Annotated in this window: 13 protein-coding genes; 4 read left to right on the plus strand and 9 right to left on the minus strand. The window is 61.6% G+C overall.

Annotated features, from left to right (window positions below; translation table 11 throughout):
- From rho to ACTJJW_RS11360, 7 genes are all read right to left on the minus strand, one after another.
- Window positions 1-2,286 (minus strand): transcription termination factor Rho, encoded by a 2,286-nt coding sequence (gene rho / locus ACTJJW_RS11330; RefSeq protein WP_462644729.1) that lies wholly within the window; start codon window positions 2,284-2,286, stop codon window positions 1-3.
- A 131-nt stretch (window positions 2,287-2,417) separates the two neighbouring features.
- A complete protein-coding gene (gene thrB / locus ACTJJW_RS11335; protein WP_462644731.1) occupies window positions 2,418-3,356 on the minus strand; it encodes a homoserine kinase in 939 nt (312 codons plus the stop codon).
- A complete protein-coding gene (gene thrC, locus ACTJJW_RS11340) occupies window positions 3,353-4,444 on the minus strand; it encodes a threonine synthase (protein ID WP_462644733.1) in 1,092 nt (363 codons plus the stop codon). The genes thrB and thrC overlap by 4 nt, the downstream gene beginning before the upstream one ends.
- A 3-nt stretch (window positions 4,445-4,447) precedes the next feature.
- Window positions 4,448-5,764, minus strand: coding sequence for a homoserine dehydrogenase (locus tag ACTJJW_RS11345; RefSeq protein WP_462644735.1), 1,317 nt, complete (start codon window positions 5,762-5,764; stop codon window positions 4,448-4,450).
- Entirely contained in the window at window positions 5,761-7,164 is a 1,404-nt protein-coding gene (gene lysA / locus ACTJJW_RS11350; RefSeq protein WP_462644737.1) for a diaminopimelate decarboxylase, read from the minus strand. Before lysA ends, ACTJJW_RS11345 begins: the two co-directional genes overlap by 4 nt.
- A 105-nt stretch (window positions 7,165-7,269) precedes the next feature.
- Window positions 7,270-8,115, minus strand: coding sequence for an LmeA family phospholipid-binding protein (locus ACTJJW_RS11355; RefSeq protein ID WP_462644738.1), 846 nt, complete (start codon window positions 8,113-8,115; stop codon window positions 7,270-7,272).
- A gap of 5 nt (window positions 8,116-8,120) precedes the next feature.
- A complete protein-coding gene (locus tag ACTJJW_RS11360) occupies window positions 8,121-9,782 on the minus strand; it encodes an arginine--tRNA ligase (protein WP_462644740.1) in 1,662 nt (553 codons plus the stop codon).
- Between the two features lie 17 nt (window positions 9,783-9,799).
- On the opposite strand from ACTJJW_RS11360, the gene ACTJJW_RS11365 reads away from it, so the two are divergent.
- The 4 genes from ACTJJW_RS11365 to ACTJJW_RS11380 all read left to right on the plus strand — a co-directional run bounded on the left by ACTJJW_RS11365 (window position 9,800) and on the right by ACTJJW_RS11380 (window position 13,121).
- Window positions 9,800-10,492, plus strand: a complete 693-nt coding sequence (locus ACTJJW_RS11365; protein ID WP_462644742.1) for an arginyl-tRNA synthetase — start codon at window positions 9,800-9,802, stop codon at window positions 10,490-10,492.
- A gap of 177 nt (window positions 10,493-10,669) precedes the next feature.
- Window positions 10,670-11,770, plus strand: coding sequence for a hypothetical protein (locus tag ACTJJW_RS11370; protein WP_462644743.1), 1,101 nt, complete (start codon window positions 10,670-10,672; stop codon window positions 11,768-11,770).
- 35 nt (window positions 11,771-11,805) lie between these two features.
- Window positions 11,806-12,276, plus strand: coding sequence for a rhodanese-like domain-containing protein (locus ACTJJW_RS11375; protein WP_462644745.1), 471 nt, complete (start codon window positions 11,806-11,808; stop codon window positions 12,274-12,276).
- A complete protein-coding gene (locus tag ACTJJW_RS11380) occupies window positions 12,273-13,121 on the plus strand; it encodes a hypothetical protein (protein ID WP_462644747.1) in 849 nt (282 codons plus the stop codon). Before ACTJJW_RS11375 ends, ACTJJW_RS11380 begins: the two co-directional genes overlap by 4 nt.
- A 36-nt stretch (window positions 13,122-13,157) precedes the next feature.
- Here the strand turns inward: ACTJJW_RS11380 and ACTJJW_RS11385 are convergent, their stop codons facing one another.
- Both ACTJJW_RS11385 and ACTJJW_RS11390 read right to left on the minus strand, forming a co-directional pair.
- Window positions 13,158-14,567, minus strand: coding sequence for an NADH-quinone oxidoreductase subunit N (locus ACTJJW_RS11385; RefSeq protein ID WP_462644749.1), 1,410 nt, complete (start codon window positions 14,565-14,567; stop codon window positions 13,158-13,160).
- A gap of 13 nt (window positions 14,568-14,580) precedes the next feature.
- Window positions 14,581-16,071, minus strand: a complete 1,491-nt coding sequence (locus ACTJJW_RS11390) for a complex I subunit 4 family protein (RefSeq protein WP_462644751.1) — start codon at window positions 16,069-16,071, stop codon at window positions 14,581-14,583.
- Between the last annotated feature and the right edge of the window lie 3 nt (window positions 16,072-16,074).

Genomic DNA, 16,074 nt, shown 5'->3' on the forward strand with positions numbered 1-16,074 from the left:
TTAGTCCTCTTTTTTGCCGTTAGTGGAAGGAAGTGACTTCTGGATCTGCATGAGGAACTCAACGTTCGACTGCGTCTCCTTTAGTTTACCCAGGACGATTTCGAGTGCAGCCTGCTGGTCGAGACCAGCCAGGGCACGACGCAAGTTCCAGGTGACCTTCACTTCGTCGTCACCGAGAAGCATCTCTTCACGTCGGGTTCCGGATGCGTTGACATCGACCGCAGGGAAGATGCGCTTGTCAGCGAGCTGGCGCGAGAGACGGAGCTCCATGTTGCCGGTGCCCTTGAACTCTTCGAAGATGACTTCATCCATCTTCGAGCCGGTCTCAACGAGCGCGGTAGCGATGATAGTGAGCGAGCCGCCCTCTTCTATATTGCGTGCCGCACCGAAGAAACGCTTCGGTGGGTACAGCGCTGCCGAGTCGACCCCACCGGACAGAACACGGCCGGAAGGCGGTGCGGTCAGGTTGTAGGCACGGCCGAGGCGCGTGATCGAGTCGAGCAGCACGACAACGTCGTGGCCAAGCTCAACGAGACGCTTTGCACGCTCGATAGCGAGCTCCGCAACCGTGGTGTGGTCTTCAGCGGGGCGGTCGAAGGTGGAAGCAATAACTTCACCCTTGACGGTGCGCTGCATGTCGGTGACTTCTTCTGGGCGCTCGTCAACGAGAACGACCATGAGGTGAACCTCGGGGTTGTTCTTGGAGATCGCGTTCGCGATGGCCTGCAGAACCTGCGTCTTGCCTGCCTTCGGAGGCGAGACAATCAGGCCGCGCTGGCCCTTGCCGATAGGAGCCGCGAGGTCAATGATCCGAGTCGACAGCATCGAGGGCTCGGTCTCGAGGCGCAGACGTTCCTGCGGGTAGAGCGGGGTGAGCTTGCCGAATTCAACACGGTTTGCTGCCTCTTCAACGGGCAGGCCGTTGATCGAGTCAATGCGCACGATGGCGTTGTACTTCTGGCGGCCCTGGTTGTTGTCTCCGTCGCGAGGCTGGCGGATTGCACCAACAACGGCGTCGCCCTTGCGCAGGTTGTACTTCTTGACCTGGCCGAGCGAAACGTACACGTCGCTGTTACCAGGAAGGTAACCAGTGGTGCGGACGAAGGCGTAGTTGTCGAGAACGTCGAGGATGCCGGCAACGGGAATCAGCACGTCATCTTCGGTGATCTCGGGCTCGAAGTCGTCACCCATGTTGCCGCGACCGCGCTTGCGGTCACGGTAACGGCCACGTCCACCGCGCTCGGAATCAACGTCGCCGCCGCGCGAGTCATCGTTGTTGCCGTTGCTGTTGTTGCGGTTGTCACCACGGTTGTCGCGGTTCTCACGCGGTTCGCGCGGTTCGCGGTTCTCGCGAGGTTCGTTGCCGCCGCCGTTGTTGTTCTGGCGACGGTTGTTATTCTGACGACCTGAACCGTCGGCATTCTGGCCGCTGCGGCTGCGGTTTCGGTTGCGGTTGCGACCCGAACCCGACTCACCGTCGGAGTTGTTGTCGCCATCATTGTCGGAATCGGAGTCCGAAGATGCCCGTCCGGAGTTATTGTTCTTATCGCCACTGTTGTCGGAGTTGTCGGAGTTGTCCGCGTTGTTGGCGTTGTTGTCACGCTTGTTACGGCCAGCGTTGCGGCCCTTGCCTGCATCGCTGTTCTTGTCAGCGTTGTTCTGCGAGTTATCTGACGTGGTCTCGTTCGAAGCGCCAGTCTTGGCATCATCATTCGGGCCAGCGGTGGCCTCTGCGGTGCGGGTCGAGCTACGGCGGTTGCGCTTAGGTGCTGCATCAGCTGCGGCAGCATCGGATGATGCTGGCGCGTCGGTCGAAGCGTTCGAGCCTGCTGCGGCATCCGATTCGCTTGCTGCAGGTGCAGCGTCGACCTTCTTCTTGCGAGGAGCCGTCTTAGGCTTCTGCTCTGCGGCGTCTGTTGACGGCGCGGCATCGGCTGCAGGTGCAGCGCTAGCTGCAGGTGCAGCCGAATCGCTCTTGGCAACCTGCGGGGCGCCCGCGGGAGCCTCGGTGCCAGCAATGGCTGCACCGTCGACGCTCGTGACACGACGCGAAGCGCGCTTACGGGCCGGAGCTACCTGAGCGGCCGGAGCCTCAGTTGATGCGGGTGCGGATGTTTCGGTATTGCTGTTCTTCTCGTTGATTGCTTCCACGAGTTCTCCTTTACGAAGTTTTGATGTGCCGGTGATGCCACGTTCGGCTGCCATTGCGTGAAGCTCGGGCAGTCGCAACGCGCTTAACGCGGCACGGGAATCCACGCTTGATGCGTGGTTATTGACGTCAGTCACTACTTGGGGTTCCTTTCCCCAACCACGCATTCGAGCGGTGGTGGAGAGCTAGTCGCTCACCGATGTCTACGCGGATGCGCAGGAATCTTATTCGGGGATGCGACGGGTGAAGTACAACCGGGATGCTACGACTACGCCGTAGCTTCTACCTGGTGCTCATTCACTGTAGCACCTTTGAAGTCCACAGCTAAGAGAAGGCATTCCCAAGACGTGGCGGCGTGTTCGTGAACGAGCGCCATTGCCTCAAGTCGCTTCGCTGGATCATCAGCGAGCACGAGAACTGAGGGGCCAGCGCCCGAAACAACGGCGGCGTGGCCGTGTGAGCGCAGCATCCGAATTAGCTCTGTTGTCTGCGGCATCGCTGCGGCACGGTAGTCCTGGTGGAGCCGGTCGCCGGTAGCTTCGAGCAACAATTCTGGGCTCTGGGCCAGTGCTGCGATAAGTAGGGCTGCACGCGAAACGTTATAGACGGCGTCGGCGTACGGCACCGTCTCGGGCTGCAAACTGCGCGCGTGCGCGGTGGAAACCCGGAAGTCGGGAACGCACACCAGCGGAGAGACTCCACGATGCACGATCAGCTTCTTCGCTTGCGGCCCAGTCTCGGTGCTCCACGCGATCGTGAGACCGCCCAAGAGTGCTGGCGCGACGTTGTCGGGGTGCCCCTCAAGCTCGGTTGCGAGCACGAGGAGGGTCGCGGCATCCATCTCGACAATGCCCGCAAGTAGGCCTTTGGCGGCCATGACTCCGGAGACGATCGCTGCGGCCGAAGAGCCGAGCCCGCCGCCATGAGGGATAACGTTGCTGGCCTTGACGTGCAGTGCCGGCATTTGCTGATCAAAGTGGGTAAAGCAGTGCTGAATCGCCTGAATCACCAGGTTAGATTCGTCAGTGGCGACGATGCCAGCACCGACACCCGCGACGGCGATCGTGACGCCCGAGCCTTCCACCGCAGTGACGATGAGTTCGTCATAGTGCGAGAGGGCAAGCCCGAGCGTGTCGAATCCTGGACCAAGATTTGCTGAGGTCGCCGGCACACGCACTACGACGCTGCGACCGACCAGCGAGGTCATGCCTTGGCCAACCCCAACACGCTTGCAACCTCAGCGGTGTCAACAGGAACGATTTTCGGTGTGATGTCGTCGCCGCTGGCAGTCTTGAGTGCCCACTGAGGGTCTTTCAAGCCGTGACCGGTGACCGTGAGCACAACCGTTGAGCCGCGCGGAATCTGACCGGCTTCGGCACGTTCCAATAAACCAGCAACACTGATTGCGGATGCGGGCTCAACAAAGATGCCAACTTCAGCCGAGAGAATGCGCTGAGCTTCAAGGATCTTGGCATCGCTGATGGCACCGAAGTAGCCATCGGAAACCTTGTGCGCTTCGGTGGCGAGGTGCCACGACGCAGGGTTGCCGATGCGGATGGCACTGGCGATCGTGTCGGGGTTCTTGACGACCTCACCACGAACGATTGGTGCGCTGCCCTCGGCCTGGAAGCCGAACATGCGAGGCAACTTGGTGGTGGCGGAGCGTGCGAGTTCTTCGCTGTAGCCACGGAAGTATGCGGTGTAGTTTCCGGCGTTGCCGACAGGCACGATGTGGAAGTCAGGAGCGTCGCCCAAAACTTCAACAACTTCGAATGCTGCGGTCTTCTGACCCTCGATGCGATCGGGATTCACCGAGTTGACGAGGTGCACCGGGTAGTTTTCGGCCAAATCGCGAGCGATGTCGAGGCAGTCATCAAAGTTGCCCTGCACCTGAATGAGTTCGCCGTTGTGGGCGATGGCCTGGCTGAGCTTGCCCATCGCGATCTTGCCCTCGGGAACGAGAACAGCAGCGGTGATTCCGGCGTGTGCTGCATATGCTGCGGCCGAAGCAGAAGTGTTTCCGGTCGACGCGCAGATAACGGCCTTGGCGCCATGCTCGACTGCCTTGGAAATCGCCATGGTCATGCCGCGGTCCTTGAATGAACCAGTGGGGTTCATTCCCTCGAACTTGACCCAGACGTTGGCACCGGTGCGCTGAGACAGAGCGGGCGCGGGAAGCAGCGGAGTACCGCCCTCCCCCAAGGTGATGATCGGGGTGGCATCAGAGATGTTCAAACGATCTGCGTACTCGTGAAGAACGCCTCGCCATTGCCGATTCTTAATTTCGCTACCCACTGGTTACAGCCCCTCAACTCTCAAAACGGACACAACTTCACGCACAACCGAGTTCTCGGCCAGCGCGGCCACCGTGGCAGCAAGCGACTCATCTGTCGCCTCATGCGTCACCGTGACTAGGGTAGCGCTTGGTACACCCTCGTTCACTGCGCCGACGGTCTGGTTGACTGCCTCGACAGAGACTCCATGGTCGCTAAAGACTGCAGCGATAGTAGCGAGCACTCCCGGCTCGTCCACGACCGTCAGCGTGATCTGGTAACGCGTCATTACGCTCGAGATCGGCAAAATGGGAAGATTTGCGTGAGTTGACTCGGCAACACCCGGGCCGCCAATGACATGACGGCGAGCAGCCGAAACAACGTCGCCCAGAACCGCGGATGCTGTTTCTAGTCCGCCAGCGCCTGCACCGTAAAACATGAGGCTGCCTGCAGCCTCGGCCTCCACGAATACCGCATTATTGGCACCGTGCACCGCAGCGAGAGGGTGAGCCAGCGGAACCAGCGCGGGGTGCACCCGCGTGCTGACGCCATCGATGCCGCCAGTGGCATCGACCACTCGCTCGCAAATAGCGAGGAGTTTAACGACATAGCCGGCCTTGCGCGCGGCGACGACCTGCTCTGCGGTGATGCTCGTGATGCCCTCGCGGTGCACAGTATCGAGCGGCACCCTGGTGTGGAAAGCCAGGCTCGACAGGAGCGAGGCTTTCTGGGCGGCGTCATAGCCTTCGATGTCAGCGGTGGGGTCGGCTTCGGCATACCCCAGGCGAGTTGCCTCTGCGAGAGCGTCGTCAAAACTGTCGCCCGTGGCATCCATGCGGTCAAGGATGTAGTTGGTGGTGCCGTTGACGATTCCGAGGATGCGCTGCACTCGGTCGCCGGCCAGGCTGTCGCGAAGCGGGCGGATGATCGGGATTGCTCCAGCAACGGCTGCTTCGTAGTAGAGCTGTGCGCCAACCTGTGCTGCTTCTTCGAACAGCTCAGCACCGTGGTGGGCCAGCAAGGCCTTGTTTGCGGTGATCACATCGGCGCCGGAATGCAGTGCTTTGAGGATCCAGGTGCGGGCGGGCTCAAGCCCTCCGATGAGTTCGATCACGATGTCGGCGCCGACGATGAGCGACTCTGCATCGGTCGTCAGCAACTCCTTCGGGATGTCGGTGTCACGGGGCGCATCGAGGTCACGCACCGCGACGCCCACGACTTCGAGCCCAGCTCCGGCACGTGCGGCGAGCTCGTCAGCGTGCTCGAGCAACAGTGCGGTGACCTGTGATCCGACACTTCCTCCGCCCAAAACTGCGACGCGAAGGTTGCGGTATTCGATCATTCAGAGTCTCCCGATGGTGTGATTCCTGCGTCGCGGCTGAGTAGGTCTTCTTCGGTCTCGCCGCGCACAATGATGCGGGCTTTTCCGTCGCGCACGGCGACAACGGGCGGCCGCGCGAGGTAGTTGTAGTTATTCGACATCGCCCAGCCGTAGGCGCCTGTGGCCGGTACGGCAATCACATCGCCGGGCTCAACGTCACCCGGCAAGTACTCGGCGCGCACGACAATGTCGCCAGCCTCGCAGTGCTTGCCAGCAATGCGTACGAGCGCAGGTTCTGCCTGCGAAACGCGGTTGGCGATGCGGGCCGAATAATCGGCACCGTAGAGAGCAGTGCGCAGGTTGTCACTCATGCCGCCATCAACGCTGACATACTTGCGCACGGCCTCCCCATCGACGAGAACATCTTTAATCGTGCCTGCCGTATAGAGAGTGGTTGTCGACGGCCCGATGATGGAGCGGCCAGGCTCAATCGCAATCAGCGGCACGTCAATGCCGAGGCGCGCGCACTCTGTCTCAACAATCGAAGCCAACGAGGCGGCAAGTTCAGCAACCGGTAACGCCTCATCCGCCGAGGTGTACGCAATTCCAAAGCCGCCACCCAAGTTCAGTTCAGGAACCGGGGCATCAGCCGAAAGCCGCGCATGCAACTCAAGTAAGCGCTGCGCTGCCTCAGCAAAACCAGCAGTATCAAAAATCTGCGACCCAATATGCGAATGGATGCCCACAAACTCCAACGAAGAGTGCGAGCGAATCTGCTCCACCACCGCCTCGGCATCCGACAACGGAATCCCAAACTTCTGGTCTTCCCGCGCAGTCGCAAGATACTCATGGGTTGATGCGTGAACCCCGCTATTGATGCGCAAGCGCACCCGCTGGGTTCGACCGTGCCGTGACGCGGCTTCAGCAACCCGACCGACTTCGACGACGCTGTCGATAACGATGGGGCCGATGCCCGCGCGCACAGCACGGTCGATCTCAGAAAGACTCTTGTTGTTGCCGTGGAATCCCAAACGCGACGCATCCGTGCCGGCCGCGAGCGCAACCGCCATCTCGCCAGCGGACGCAACATCGATGTTGAGGCCGGCGGCCGTCATCCACCGGGCAACTTCGGTGCACAGGAACGCTTTGCCCGCGTAGTACACCTTGACGCTGGAGCCGATGCGAGCGAACTCGCTATCGAATGCTGCCTTGATCTCAGTGGCGCGAGCAATCGCATCCGCCTCGTCAATGACGTAGACGGGAGTGCCGAAGTCGCGCACAAGCTCAGTGGCCGTAACGCCGGCAATAGCCAGCTCGCCCGTTTCTGTGCGCGCAGCATTATGCGACCAAACGGTCGATGGCAAAGAGTTTGCCTCGGCGGGAGCGTCAAGCCACTCGGGCGCCAGCGGATTCGCGAACACAGTCGCACCTCACAGAGATGTAGACGGAAAACGGCGGATTGTGTCCGCACGGGCGTTGGGGATGCTGACCACTCTAACGGCAGTCGCGGCTAGCGCTGAATCGAGTTACTGCTCAGGGCAGACGCCGTATTGCTGCCACTGGTCGTCCCCGAGCGCGATGTCCTCTGCGCTGAGCTGGATGACCAGGTCGGAACCTTCGACCGCCACCGAATCGATGGTGAGTGCAGCCGGCATCGAGGAAGCAACGCAGAACTTTTGCGAGCTGAGCAGATTGCCCGCAAGACCAGAAACCACAGCGTTCGCGCGCAAATCGGCAACCGAAATCTGTTGGTCACCGAGGAGCACAGATTGCGGCTCAAACGCAATGGAATCCCCCGCCGCAACCGGCAACAGATCAAGGGCAACGGGAATGCGGATGAAGAGGAGCTGGAAGATCGTCGACACCCGGATAGCTGAGTCTTGCAATTCGATGGAATCGAGTTCGAGACCACTCAACGTGCTCGCAAGCTTGTTGATCTCGTCGTTAGGTATCGAAGCCTCCATGGAGAAGGTTTCCAACGGCGCCGACGGAAGCAAAGGCACCTCGGTAGCGACAATGTGGACGGATGCTGCGAGCCCGTTAACCTCGACGCGATCGAGATCGACCGTCACAACATCGATTCCGCCGGTGAGTGCTTGCAGCACCAGCGAGCCCGAACCAAGATCTACAGCAACGCCATCGGTCGAGTCGATTCCGAGCGATGTAGCAATTTCATCGCCGACGATCGTCTCGGCCGCTGCGCGACCCACGGTCTCCACAAGAACAACGCCGACGATCAGGATGACCGCAATGATGCCGCCGGCAATCCACCAACCCCTGCGCCCACGACGGCGCTTGGCGTATGAGCCTTGGGGCTTCGACCCCTTGTCGAGAACGAGTTCGACAGTGGGCTGTTCGTTAGTGTGTTCCACGAAACCTACATCCGCTCCGGTGCGCTGACTCCGAGCATCCAGAGGCTATTGCGCAGCACTTGCCCTACAGCGTCATTGACCCAGAGGCGCGTGCGGTGCACATCGGTAACTTCTTCATCGTTCATTGGCGTCACGCGGCACTGGTCGTACCAGCGGTGGTAACTGCCGGCGAGTTCTTCCGCATAACGAGCAACCCGGTGCGGTTCCCGCAGTTCTGCCGCCTGGGCGACGATGCGCGGGAACTCTGCGAGCACGCCCAACAGGATGCTTTCCGTTTCGTTCGTCAGCAGCGACGCATCGAAGGCGCTGCGGTCCACTCCCGACTCCCCCGCATTGCGGGCAACACTGTGCGTGCGGGCGTGCGCGTACTGCACGTAAAAGACGGGGTTGTCATTCGTGCGCTTCTTCAAGATCTCAGGGTCGAGGGCGAGGGGCGAATCGGCCGGGTAACGCCCGAGCGCGTAACGCAGGGCATCCGTTCCGAGCCACTCCCGCAGGTCGTTGAGCTCGATTATGTTGCCTGAGCGCTTCGACAGGCGGGCACCATTGATGCTCACCAGTTGACCGATCAACACCTCGATGTCTTTGGTGGGGTCGTCGCCAGCAGCTCCGGCGAGCGCCTTGAGACGGTGCACGTAACCGTGGTGGTCGGCACCGAGCAGATAAATTTTGTGGGCGAAACCGCGATCACTCTTGCTCAGGTAGTAGGCGGCATCGGCGGCAAAGTAGGTGTAGATGCCATTGCCGCGCTTAATAACGCGGTCTTTGTCATCGCCGAAGTCAGTGGTCGTGACCCACACCGCATCGTCGATGTCGGCAACGTGACCTTGGGCACGCAAACGCTCAACAGCCTCGTCGATTGGGCTAACGCCGTAGTCGTCGGTGGCGTGCAGAGCACGTTCGCTGAACCACACATCAAAGTGCACGTTGAAGTCGGCGAGAGACTTCTTAATCTCGCCCAGTTGCAGTTCGTAGCCACGCTCACGAGCAACCGCGATCGCAGCATCATGATCGAGATCAAGCAGTTCAGGGTTCGAAGCAAGAACGCCCTTGGCAAGCTCGGCAATGTAGGCGCCCGGGTAGCCGTCTTCCGGAGTCGGTTCACCCTTCGCCGCAGCCAGAATTGAGGCCGCAAAGTTGTCCATCTGGTTGCCGGCATCATTGACGTAGAACTCGCTCACGAGCTCAGCACCGGCAGCCTTCAGTATGCGGGCGAGCGAATCGCCGAGAGCAGCCCACCGGGTGTGACCGATGTGTAGTGGGCCAGTGGGGTTGGCCGAAACGAATTCGAGGTTGATTGTCTGACCCGCGAGCGAATCGTTGTGGCCGTAAGCCTCACCCTGCTCGACGATGGTTTTCGCAAGCGCACCAGCGGCAGCAGCATCCAGCGTGATGTTAATGAAACCGGGGCCAGCGACATCCACAGCGGCGATGCCATCAATGGTGAGCACTTGCTCGGCGATCTCAGTGGCCAGCTCGCGCGGGTTCGCACCCAACGGCTTTGCCAACTTCATAGCGACATTGGATGCCCAATCACCGTGATCGCGATTGCGAGGTCGCTCTAACACCAGATCGCTCACGGTCAGGCCCAGATCGGGCGTGCCGCGGTCAGCCGCAATGCGGGTGACGACAGAAAGCAGGGTGGCAGAAAGATCAGCAGGATTCACACTGTTAAGAGTACTGGGTGGTCGCTACAGTTCTGTTCGGGATGGCTGGAATGGTTCATGACTTGGCCGGGTCAATGCACGGCATTGCCGGTGCGGGTCGCGAGAATGGGACCATGGCTCTTCGACTTCGCGTTCTTCCTGCAGTTATCGCGCTCAGCGCATCCGTTCTTCTGTTGACCGCATGCGTTCAGGCCGAGCCGGACCCAACTGGCCCGACGACTAGCCCAAACCCCACGCGCACGATTGACCCCTCGAACACTTCTACTGCGACGCCTGAGCCCACCGCAGTTGCGACGACCGACCCCGAGGCGACCGCAGTCAGCATCAAATGCACCGCTTTGATTTCGCCCGAAGCCATGTATAACTACAACCCCAACTTCTTGCTACTGAACGACTTCACCCCTTCGGCTGGTTCCCCGGCAGCCACCGCGATTGCCTCGAAGGGTGTCGCCTGCCGCTGGGAGAACTCCACCAGCGGAGTGACGATCGATGTTTCCGTGGCTCAGCCTGCGCCCAACAAGCTCGACGGGTTGAAGTCGAACGCAGGCAGTCGCGCGAGTGGATTCGACGGCTACTTCGCGGTAGCTGGCGGCATCGGCACCGCACAGGTATTTAGCGGCGCCTATTGGTCAACACTCAGTTCGAAAGCATTCTTCGAAACCGGAGATGTTGTCGAGCTCGTCTCCGACGTACGCTCAGCCCTCAACTAGCGAACGCGTACTTTCGCTACCAGAAATCGTTCGCAACCACCGTCCACGGCTCCCTTATCGCATGGTCCGGGCACGGCCGTGCCCCTCGAACAGTGCGACCAGCTAACCCAGGTGATACCCCCGCGGTTACGCCCTCGGGGGTATTCTCGTATAAGCAGACAACGCGAAGAGGTGTCCATGATGCGATCGGGGTCCGTCATCTCTCCCCACCTGCGAGCTGGAGCAGTGCGGCAGCAGCAGGTTCGTGGCCGTGCCTCCCGGCGCCAGGACGCGATGACCGTTGCCGCGGGAGCGTTGCTGGTTGCCGCTCTTTTCAGCGACGGATGGGCGCATGCGAATGTTCCGGAGATGGAGGGATTCTTCACCCCCTGGCACGCTGCCCTGTACACCGGTTTGGTCATCAACGCTGCGTGGATCGCGTGGCTGGCATGGTCTGGCAGGGTTGGTGATAGACGCCCAGTTTTGCCGCTCGGGTATGGGTGGGGAGCAATTGGGGTGGCAATCTTCGCCGCTGGTGGCCTCTCAGACATGATCTGGCACTTGGTCCTAGGGGTGGAAGTGGGCGTGGATGCTCTGCTGAGCCCGTCGCATCTGGTGCTGTTCACCGGCGGTATGCTCATCCTCACCAGTGCGCTGAGGTCACGGTGGGCGGCCGGGGACCTCTCCTCCATCGTCGCTCAGGGATCGCTCGCACTGGCGACAGCTCTGGCCTCCTTCTTCTTGCTCTACACCTCGGAGTTCGTGACCGTTGGCCCCACGATCCCCTACCTACGCCTGCCGGAAGGGGATCCCGGGCACGAGGAAGGTGAACTCCCAGCCTTGCTCGGGCTGGGCAGCTTCCTGGTCACCACCGCCGTCCTCATGGTTCCACTGCTGTTGGTCTGGCAGCGTGGACGTGCCCCGCGTGGACTGATCACCCTGTTGGTCGCGACCGTGGCATGGCTCAGCGCAGCCGTGGTGGATTTTCCGGTCGCGGTTCTGGCCGGGGCGCTCGGCGCAACGGTAGGAGCCCTTGCTGCTGATGTGTTCGTGCACGTGCTCGAGCGTCGAACATGGAACCATCCTGCGGCGCGGCTACCGGCGTTTGCCGCCGTCACTGCTGGCAGCGTGTGGACCCTACACATGGTCGCCTTGGCTGTGACGAGCGGACTGGAATGGCCAGCGGAGCTCTGGTCCGGGGTCATCGTGCTGTCATCGATGGCGGCAGCCGCGCTCGGCGGGCTCGCAACTGGCACATCACGCACCGCCCGCCAACACCTTGCCCAGCCCGTTGTGTAGGTATTGCCGCAGCACCACCATGTAAGCTCCTGCCCATGAATCCTGCACGTCGACTGCTGCACTCGACCGCGACCATCACACTGGCAGTGCTGCTGATGGCCGGTTGTGCGGCAAATACGCCCCAAGCAGTCACTCCGACTGACTCAGCCACCGCCGCCCGCCAACTCGGGCCCGAAGCCTTCGCTGCTGAGGTCGTCAGCGGCGACAGGTTCGTCATCAACGTGCACACCCCCGACGAAGGCGGGATCGACGGCACCGACGCCGACATCCCGTTCAACCAGCTCGAGAAGCGCGCGGCGGAGCTACCACAAGACCGCACGGCCGCGATTGCGTTCTATTGCATGTCCGGGGGGATGAGCGAGATTGCGGTCGATACCCTCGCAGGAATGGGCTACGTTGACCTGGTGGAATTGCGTGGAGGCATGATCGCGTGGGAAGCCGACGGCCGACCACTGATTTCACCGGCCGCAAGCCAAGAATCAGACGAGTCGAGCCGGGATTCATGAGCGGAGCAAGGTCACGCCCGGGAAAGGGTCGCTCGCAGGGGGTAGGTCACGTGCAGGGAAAGATCGGCACGCCTCGGGACCAGGTCAATGCTTCGCGTCCGAATCCCCGACCGACCAACCTCGCAACGGCGCAGCAGGCACGGTCCGATGGTAGTTGGGTCGTGTTCCTTCGTCACGCCGCGATGGCTGTGGTAACTGCTCTCCTCGTGTTCGGGTTCTGGTCGACTCGGATGGAGTGGACAGCGGACATGCGCCTGTGGCGCGCCATCGGGGACGCCGCGATCGTGCTACTTTTCGCCGCCCTAGCCTTGGGTCCGGCAGCCAATCTGTCAGCACGCGTGGGCAAGGGGGTGTCTTGGCGCCGCCCGCTCGGTATCTGGGCGGCTCTTGCTGCGATTACCCACTCAGTGCTGATCATCGACGGCTGGGCGCAGTGGAGCGTACGGCGTTTCCTCGGTTTTGAGTATCTGCCCCAGCTAGGGCGGGAGGTGCGACTGGAGCCGGGGTTCGGGCTTTCAAACCTGGTCGGACTCGTCGCGGTGATCTGGATGACCGTGCTGTTGGCTACATCGTCGGATCGAGCAGTGCGGTACCTTGGCCCCGCGGGTTGGAAGTGGGTCCAGAGCGGCGCCTACATCGTGTTCTACCTCTCCGTACTCCACTCAGGCTATTTCCTGTTTCTCCACTACACCGCGTCGTTCCACCGTGCTGTGCCCGATCCGAACTGGTTTCGTTTCCCGTTGCTGGCACTCGGGGCGATTGTCGTAGTGCTGCAATGGTGGGCGTTCACGCGCTCGGTACGTCAGCACCGATCGAGAAGGACGTCAGTGACTGCATCGAGCTGAGTGCGATGAGGCTTGGTGCTCAAGGTGCAAGTCGGCTCACACGACGAGCGGCATACCAAACGCTGCGAGCACTGGGCCTGCGGCGATCCCGATGATGAGAATCACAATCGCACCGACGACGGCGGCCCGAGAAGCCCCTAGGCGCGGAGGTGCAGGCGCACGTACGTCCGCTCCAGCTCGCGCGAACATCGGCGCTAGCCAGCGGAGGTAGTAGAACAGGCTTGCGGCGGTGTTGATCGCGGCGACGACCACGAGCCAAGCCAAACCACCGTCCCATGCCGCGGTAAAGGTAGTGAGCTTCCCGACGAAAACGGCGGTCGGCGGGGTACCGACGAGTCCGAGGAGGCTTACAACGAGAGCTCCAGCGAGCCACGGGTGTGCGGCCGCGACGCCGCGGTAGTCCTCGATCGAGCGGCGCTTTGGCAGCGCTGCAATGACCGCGAAGGCGGTGATGTTAGACGCGGCATAGCCGGCGAGGTAAAGCAGTAGGGAAGGCAGGGCAAGATCTGCCCGTCCTGCGACTGCCACGGGCAGCAGGAGATAGCCAACCTGACTTACCGTTGACCAGCCTAGAAGCCGCTTCACATCGGTCTGCCAGAATGCCGCGAGGTTTCCGAGTGTCATACTCACCGTGGCAATAACGGCCACTAACAACGGCCAGTCCACGCTGTCGGGAAGCAGTTCGAAGAAGCGATAGGCGGCGATGAGTGCGCCGAGCTTGGGAATCGACGTGAGGAACGCCGCAACCGCTGTTCCGGACGCCTGCGTCGCGTCGGGTACCCAGAAGTGGCCCGGAACGCCGCCCGCCTTGAACATCAGTCCCGCCATGACACCGACAATCCCGGCAAGGACGGCCGCGGGCGGCGCGTCACCGAGCATCGACTGCAGTTCGGTATACGACGTACTTCCGGCGATTCCGAACAGAACTGTCACCCCGAGCAGCATCGCGATGCCCATGAGCGCCCCGATCAGGTAGGTCTTAAGTGCGGCCTCGGCGGCACCGGGCAACCTACTCATTCCGACAAGGGCATAGAGGGGGATGCTCGCGAGCAGATATCCCGCAGCGAGCACGAGAAGATCGTTGGCTCCCGCCATCGCAATGGCTCCGAGTGCGGAAAGCATCATGAGCGTGTAGGTCTCGCTCTCCCGTGCAGTTCCGCCGAGCTCCTCGACACCGAGTATGAGCACGAGGATCGTCGCTAACGGGATGATGATCCGCGCGGCCCCGGTCGCGACATCCACCGCAAAGCCGCCCTCGAAAATCGTCATCGCGGGGGAAGTCAATCCGGCTACCGCCGCCGCAGCAGCCAGCAGCAGCGCTACGATCGCAACAGATCGTGTCACGACCTGCCGATCTCGGGGCAGGAATGACCCCGCAAGCAGCACGATCACCGCACCCGCGAGCACAAGGATCTCCGGCAGGAGCGCGAGGGTATCCTGTTGCATGTTCACGTGAACGCTACCTGCTGACGAGGTCGACGATTACGGATGACGCGGGCTCGATGATATCCAGCAGAAAACGCGGCACGATCCCGATGACCACAGCGAGGATCAGGAGCGGGGCGATCGCGAGGATCTCCCTCCGATCGAGGTCGCGGAATCCAGTGGACAGCCCCCGCGTCTCGCCGGTGAGCATCCGCTGCAGCGCTCGCAGAAACAGTGCGGCGGTGATCAGGATGCCCGGAAGTGCGAGCGCGGTCAACGGAACAGGTCCAATGCTGCCGGTGAAGATCTGGAATTCGGCAATGAAACCGCTAAACCCGGGGAGCCCGAGGGAAGCGAAGGCCGCTACCGCGAAAAAGGTGGCGTAGCGGGGTGCCGGGGCCGCGAGTCCTCCGTAGGATCCGATGTCATAGCTACCCTTGCGGTCATAGAGCACCCCAGCAAGGAGGAACAGCGCACCGGTGATGAGACCGTGGCTGACCATTTGAACGACCGCTCCGGTGACAGCAACCTCTCTCGCCTGGGCTGCGCTGTCGCTCACGACACCGGCCGCACCAACGGCCAGAATCACGTAGCCCATGTGGTTGACGGAAGTGTAGGCGATCATCCGTTTGAAGTCGGTCTGGGCGAGCGCGACGAGTGCTCCGTAGAGGACCGAAATGATGCCGACCACGACGATGATCCACGCCCAGTCTCGCCAGGCATCCGGCAGCAGGGGCATCGCAATCCGCACGAAACCGTAGGTGCCCATCTTGAGCAGGATACTTGCGAGCACGACAGAACCGATCGCGGGAGCGTCCGTGTGGGCGGGCGGCAGCCAGGTGTGAAACGGGAATGTCGGGGTCTTGATGGCGAGGCCGAGGAACACGGCCGCGAGCACGAGACCGCCAATGACCGGCTGGTCTCCGAAGGGTGGGTTTCGCGCGAGCTCGACCATGTTGAATGTCTTCGCGGCCGAACCTAGGTAGAGCCCAATGAACCCGACGAGCAACGCGAGCGAGCCGAGAAACGTGTAGAGGAAGAACTTCAGCGCGGACCGGGCTGCGTTGCCGTGTCCCCAACCGGCGATCACGAAGTACATGCCGACGATCGAAAGGTCGAAGAAGACGAAGAAGAGGATGAGGTCTTGCGCCGCGAACACACCAAGGCTCGCCGTCTGGAGGAAGAGAAATAGGGCCGCTTGCGAGCGGGGTCGGTCGGTGTCGCGCAGCGCGAATACGGCGCACACGACAAAGATGAGCGAGGTTAGCGCGACGAGAGGCAGCGACAGCCCGTCGACCCCGAGGTGATAACTGCTACCGACGTTCGGGATCCACGGCACCTGCTCCTCGAAGGCTAAAGCCCCCGCACCCGGGTCGCGATAGGCCAGCCACAGGCCGACCACCAGCCCGAGGTCGATGAGTGTGACGACAATCCAGATTCGGCGGGCTGCGACGTCTGGGATACGGGGCATGGTCGCGAGTACGATCGCGGCAAACACCGGAAGGAATACGATAATACTGAGCATGAG

This window comes from Rhodoglobus galactosidasius (assembly GCF_054957775.1).